The organism is Roseococcus sp. GW821-FHT12F05 (genome assembly GCF_058806835.1).
The window spans coordinates 1-5,696 of record NZ_JBXAQB010000035.1 but is presented as its reverse complement, the minus strand read 5'-3'; the positions used below and the strand labels follow the sequence as shown (position 1 = coordinate 5,696).

The window sequence follows — 5,696 nt, the reverse complement described above, 5'->3', positions numbered from 1 at the left end:
AATCTGTTGATGCAGATGATATGTGCGCGTTTGAGATTGGTGCCATGTCTTGGGTAACTGGGCGTTGGTTTGATCTGGGTTGGGATGCGTGGTTGGCGCTGCTGGGTGAGAGCCTGGTTGGTGTTGATTGTGTGTTTTGGTCTGGGTTGGGTTGGTGTCGTGGTGTCTATGGCGTGGTTTATGGGGTTTAGGATGGTGGGTTGGCCTGATGTTGGCGAGAGCTGGCTGAAGGTGATGAACCTGAGAGTTTGATCCTGGCTCAGAGCGAACGCTGGCGGAATGCTTAACACATGCAAGTCTCACGGGCAGCAATGTCAGTGGCGGACGGGTGAGTAACGCGTAGGAATGTGTCCTGGGATGGGGGATAACGTCGGGAAACTGGCGCTAATACCGCATATGGCCTGAGGGTCAAAGCCGCGAGGCGTCTTGGGAGCAGCCTGCGTCCGATTAGCTTGTTGGTGAGGTAAAGGCTTACCAAGGCGACGATCGGTAGCTGGTCTGAGAGGATGATCAGCCACACTGGAACTGAGACACGGTCCAGACTCCTACGGGAGGCAGCAGTGGGGAATATTGGACAATGGGCGAAAGCCTGATCCAGCAATTCCGCGTGGGTGAAGAAGGTCTTCGGATTGTAAAGCCCTTTCGGCAGGGACGATGATGACGGTACCTGCAGAAGAAGCCCCGGCTAACTTCGTGCCAGCAGCCGCGGTAATACGAAGGGGGCTAGCGTTGCTCGGAATGACTGGGCGTAAAGGGCGCGTAGGCGGCACACATAGTCAGGCGTGAAATTCCTGGGCTTAACCTGGGGGCTGCGTTTGATACATGTGAGCTAGAGGATGGAAGAGGCTCGTGGAATTCCCAGTGTAGAGGTGAAATTCGTAGATATTGGGAAGAACACCGGTGGCGAAGGCGGCGAGCTGGTCCATTACTGACGCTGAGGCGCGAAAGCGTGGGGAGCAAACAGGATTAGATACCCTGGTAGTCCACGCTGTAAACGATGTGCGCTGGATGTTGGGTGACTTAGTCACTCAGTGTCGTAGCTAACGCGATAAGCGCACCGCCTGGGGAGTACGGCCGCAAGGTTGAAACTCAAAGGAATTGACGGGGGCCCGCACAAGCGGTGGAGCATGTGGTTTAATTCGAAGCAACGCGCAGAACCTTACCAGCTCTTGACATCTGTCGGACTTCGCAGAGATGCGTTGGTGCCCGCAAGGGAACGGCAAGACAGGTGCTGCATGGCTGTCGTCAGCTCGTGTCGTGAGATGTTGGGTTAAGTCCCGCAACGAGCGCAACCCTCGCCTCTAGTTGCCAGCATGTTTGGGTGGGCACTCTAGAGGAACTGCCGGTGACAAGCCGGAGGAAGGTGGGGATGACGTCAAGTCCTCATGGCCCTTATGAGCTGGGCTACACACGTGCTACAATGGCGGTGACAATGGGAAGCCAGGTCGCGAGGCCGAGCGGATCCCAAAAAGCCGTCTCAGTTCAGATTGCACTCTGCAACTCGGGTGCATGAAGGTGGAATCGCTAGTAATCGCGGATCAGCATGCCGCGGTGAATACGTTCCCGGGCCTTGTACACACCGCCCGTCACACCATGGGAGTTGGTTTTACCTTAAGTGTCTAGGCTAACCGCAAGGAGGCCGGTCACCACGGTAGGGTCAGCGACTGGGGTGAAGTCGTAACAAGGTAGCCGTAGGGGAACCTGCGGCTGGATCACCTCCTTTCAAGGATGCCTGACGATCACGGATGGTTCGCTGTCCTGGTATTGTCGGGCTCCGACAAGACTATTTGCTTGTTCATGCCTGCCGGCCTGAGCCTGGCTGTCCCGGATGGGGTGGTTGTGGCGAGGGCGAATGAACCCTGTGAACGCGCTTTATGACGGATGATGCCGGGTCGATCTGACCGGATCTGCTGTTGATGCCGGGGAGGGCGCAAGCTTTCCGGGCGCCGACCGCGTATCCTGGTCCAGGACGCTTGGTTGAGATGACTGGCTGGGTTGGTCCTGGCCTGGGGGCTCCGGCTGGGCTGGAGAGGTCCTGGTTCTGGGTCTCTTGGGTCGGGTCTTGGTCTTTGGGCCAGTAGCTCAGTTGGTTAGAGCACACGCTTGATAAGCGTGGGGTCGGAGGTTCAAGTCCTCCCTGGCCCATTCCCTTGAGGGATGGAAGGTGACCCGCTTGACTGGGGGTTGGCCGATCTTTCGGGGGCGTAGCTCAGTGGTAGAGCACCTGCTTTGCAAGCAGGGGGCCGTCGGTTCGATACCGACCGTCTCCATAGGATGTGAGTGGGTGTTGGATTTGCCTCGAGGGTCGAGCGGCTGATGGCCGTTCCCTGGAGGGGCGCGCACGTGCCTCTGCACGACAGGTTTCGCTGTCCGGCGAAGACCCCAGAAGGGTCCAGCCGGGCGGTGGTGTTGTTTGACAGGTGAATCGGAATGGTTGGTCACGACGGCGTCGTGGTCGATGGAGGCGCGCGAGCGGCTCGGTCGGTCGGGATGCGGTCGTGAGAGTGAATGTAGTAGCTGGGCATTTTAGTTTGGGCTGCACAGAGAAGTGCGTGGGGCTTGGTCCTGCGTGCGGGCCTGTGTGGTTCGTGATGAGCGCGATAAGAGCGTTCGGTGGATGCCTTGGCGCCAAGAGGCGATGAAGGACGTGGCACGCTGCGATAAGCTGCGGGGAGATGCGAGCAATCGTTGATCCGCGGATTTCCGAATGGGGAAACCCACCCGCAAGGGTATCTGCACCTGAATTCATAGGGTGTGGAGGCGAACCCGGGGAACTGAAACATCTCAGTACCTGGAGGAAAAGACATCAACAGAGATTCCCCTAGTAGTGGCGAGCGAACGGGGAGCAGGCCAGTGACCTTTGACCAATAAGCCGAACAGTCTGGAAAGGCTGACCAGAGCGGGTGATAGTCCCGTAGGCGTGATGTGGTTGAGGGTCCTCGAGTAGGGCGGGGCACGTGAAACCCTGTCTGAACGTGGGGGGACCACCCTCCAAGCCTAAATACTCCTTGGCGACCGATAGTGCACAAGTACCGTGAGGGAAAGGTGAAAAGCACCCCGACGAGGGGAGTGAAAGAGACCTGAAACCGGACGCTTACAAGCAGTCGGAGCACCCTTGAGGTGTGACGGCGTACCTTTTGTATAATGGGTCCGCGAGTTCGTGTTGGCAGCAAGCTTAAGCCGTTAGGCGTAGGCGAAGCGAAAGCGAGTCTGAACAGGGCGTTCAGTTGCCGGCATGAGACCCGAAACCGAGTGATCTAGCCATGGCCAGGCTGAAGGTGGGGTAACACCCACTGGAGGGCCGAACCCACGCCTGTTGAAAAAGTCGGGGATGAGCTGTGGCTAGGGGTGAAAGGCCAATCAAACTCGGAAATAGCTGGTTCTCCGCGAAATCTATTGAGGTAGATCCTCGTCTGAATACCACCGGAGGTAGAGCACCGGAAGGGCTAGGGGGGCCCAAAGCCCTACCAAACCCTACCGAACTCCGAATGCCGGTGAGTAATAGGCGGGAGACAGACTGTGGGTGCTAAGGTCCATAGTCGAGAGGGAAACAGCCCAGACCACCAGCTAAGGCCCCCAAATGATGGCTAAGTGGGAAAGCATGTGAGACGGCCAAAACAACCAGGAGGTTGGCTTAGAAGCAGCCATCCTTTAAAGAAAGCGTAATAGCTCACTGGTCTAATAGCTGTCTTGCGGCGAAAATGTAACGGGGCTCAAGCCATCTGCCGAAGCTGTGGATTGCACGCAAGTGCAGTGGTAGCGGAGCGTTCCCTAGGCCTGTGAAGGTGAACCGTGAGGTTTGCTGGAGGTATGGGAAGTGCGAATGCGGACATGAGTAGCGACAAAGAGGGTGAGAAACCCTCTCGCCGAAAGTCCAAGGGTTCCTGCGCAAGGCTAATCCGCGCAGGGTGAGCCGGCCCCTAAGGCGAGGGCGACAGCCGTAGCCGATGGGAATCAGGTGAATATTCCTGAGCTCGTCAGAAGTGACGGCCTTGAAGTGCTATCATCCCTTATTGGATTGGGGTGGTGGCTGGATGGGTCCGGGAAATAGCTCTGACATTGAACCGTACCCTAAACCGACACAGGTGGACTGGTAGAGCATACCAAGGCGCTTGAGAGAACTATGCTGAAGGAACTAGGCAAATTGCTCGCGTAACTTCGGGATAAGCGAGACCCATGCTTGCGCAAGCAGGTGTGGGTGGCACAAAGCAGGGGGTGGCGACTGTTTAGTAAAAACACAGGGCTCTGCGAAATCGAGAGATGACGTATAGGGTCTGACGCCTGCCCGGTGCCGGAAGGTTAAAGGGAGGTGTGCAAGCACCGAACTGAAGCCCCGGTAAACGGCGGCCGTAACTATAACGGTCCTAAGGTAGCGAAATTCCTTGTCGGGTAAGTTCCGACCTGCACGAATGGCGTAACGACCTCCCCACTGTCTCCAGCATAGGCTCAGCGAAATTGAATTCCCCGTGAAGATGCGGGGTACCCGCAGTTAGACGGAAAGACCCTATGAACCTTTACTGCAACTTCGCAGTGGCGCCAGGAAGGGACTGTGTAGGATAGGTGGGAGGCTATGAAGCCGGGGCGCTAGCTCAGGTGGAGCCAACCTTGAAATACCACCCTGTGCCTTTTTGGCGTCTAACCGAGCCTGGTTATCCCGGGCCGGGACCCTGCGTGGTGGGCAGTTTGACTGGGGCGGTCGCCTCCTAAATCGTAACGGAGGCGCGCGATGGTGGGCTCAAGCCGGTCGGACATCGGCTGTTGAGTGCAAAGGCATAAGCCCGCCTGACTGTGAGCGTGACAGCGCGAACAGAGACGAAAGTCGGCCTTAGTGATCCGGTGGTCCCTCGTGGACGGGCCATCGCTCAACGGATAAAAGGTACTCTAGGGATAACAGGCTGATCTCCCCCAAGAGTCCACATCGACGGGGAGGTTTGGCACCTCGATGTCGGCTCATCGCATCCCGGGGCTGGAGCAGGTCCCAAGGGTTCGGCTGTTCGCCGATTAAAGCGGTACGTGAGCTGGGTTTAGAACGTCGTGAGACAGTTCGGTCCCTATCTGCTGTGGGTGTTGGAGACTTGAGAGGATCTGTCCCTAGTACGAGAGGACCGGGATGGACATACCTCTGGTGCACCAGTTGTCACGCCAGTGGCACCGCTGGGTAGCTAAGTGTGGACGGGATAACCGCTGAAAGCATCTAAGCGGGAAACCCACCTCAAAACCAGGTCTCCCTGAGGGCCGTGATAGACCATCACGTCGATAGGCCGTCTGTGGAAGTGCAGCAATGCACGCAGCTAAGCGGTCCTAATCGCCCGATAGGCTCATCATACAACACAGGCTGTTCTCGAAAGGGAACGCCGCACGCAGCACCAAACCCCATCTGCTACTATTCATCACTCGAAACCAACCATTCCAACACCACCTGAACCCTTTCGGTTCGGTGGCCTGGTGCCTATCGCGGAGTTGAAACACCCGATCCCATCCCGAACTCGGCCGTGAAACACTCCAGCGCCCATGGTACTGCCGCTCAAGCGGCGGGAGAGTCGGTCAGCGCCAGGCCACCCAACCGAAAGTTCAAACACATCCTTCCGGGGGCACACCCCCGCACAATCACCCCCGCGGGGTGGAGCAGCCCGGTAGCTCGTCAGGCTCATAACCTGAAGGTCACAGGTTCAAATCCTGTCCCCGCATCCAAAATC

1 protein-coding gene, 3 tRNA genes and 3 rRNA genes are annotated in these 5,696 nt (G+C 57.5%); all 7 read left to right on the top strand.

Annotated features, from left to right (window positions below; genetic code table 11):
• A partial coding sequence (locus AC1ROY_RS33825; RefSeq protein WP_493153357.1) for a hypothetical protein occupies nt 1–191 on the top strand: 191 nt, incomplete at its 5' end.
• A gap of 45 nt (nt 192–236) precedes the next feature.
• Nucleotides 237–1,723: ribosomal RNA gene (locus AC1ROY_RS33820) — 16S ribosomal RNA — on the top strand.
• Nucleotides 1,724–2,071: 348 nt separating this feature from the next.
• Nucleotides 2,072–2,145 (top strand) — tRNA-Ile (locus tag AC1ROY_RS33815).
• 53 nt (nt 2,146–2,198) lie between these two features.
• Nucleotides 2,199–2,270 (top strand) — tRNA-Ala (locus tag AC1ROY_RS33810).
• 319 nt (nt 2,271–2,589) lie between these two features.
• A 23S ribosomal RNA gene (locus AC1ROY_RS33805) occupies nt 2,590–5,326 on the top strand.
• A gap of 115 nt (nt 5,327–5,441) precedes the next feature.
• Nucleotides 5,442–5,556, top strand: a 5S ribosomal RNA gene (gene rrf / locus AC1ROY_RS33800).
• The 16S, 23S and 5S rRNA genes sit together here with 3 tRNA genes alongside, the layout of an rRNA operon.
• 58 nt (nt 5,557–5,614) lie before the next feature.
• Nucleotides 5,615–5,691, top strand: a tRNA-Met gene (locus AC1ROY_RS33795).
• Nucleotides 5,692–5,696 lie beyond the last annotated feature (5 nt).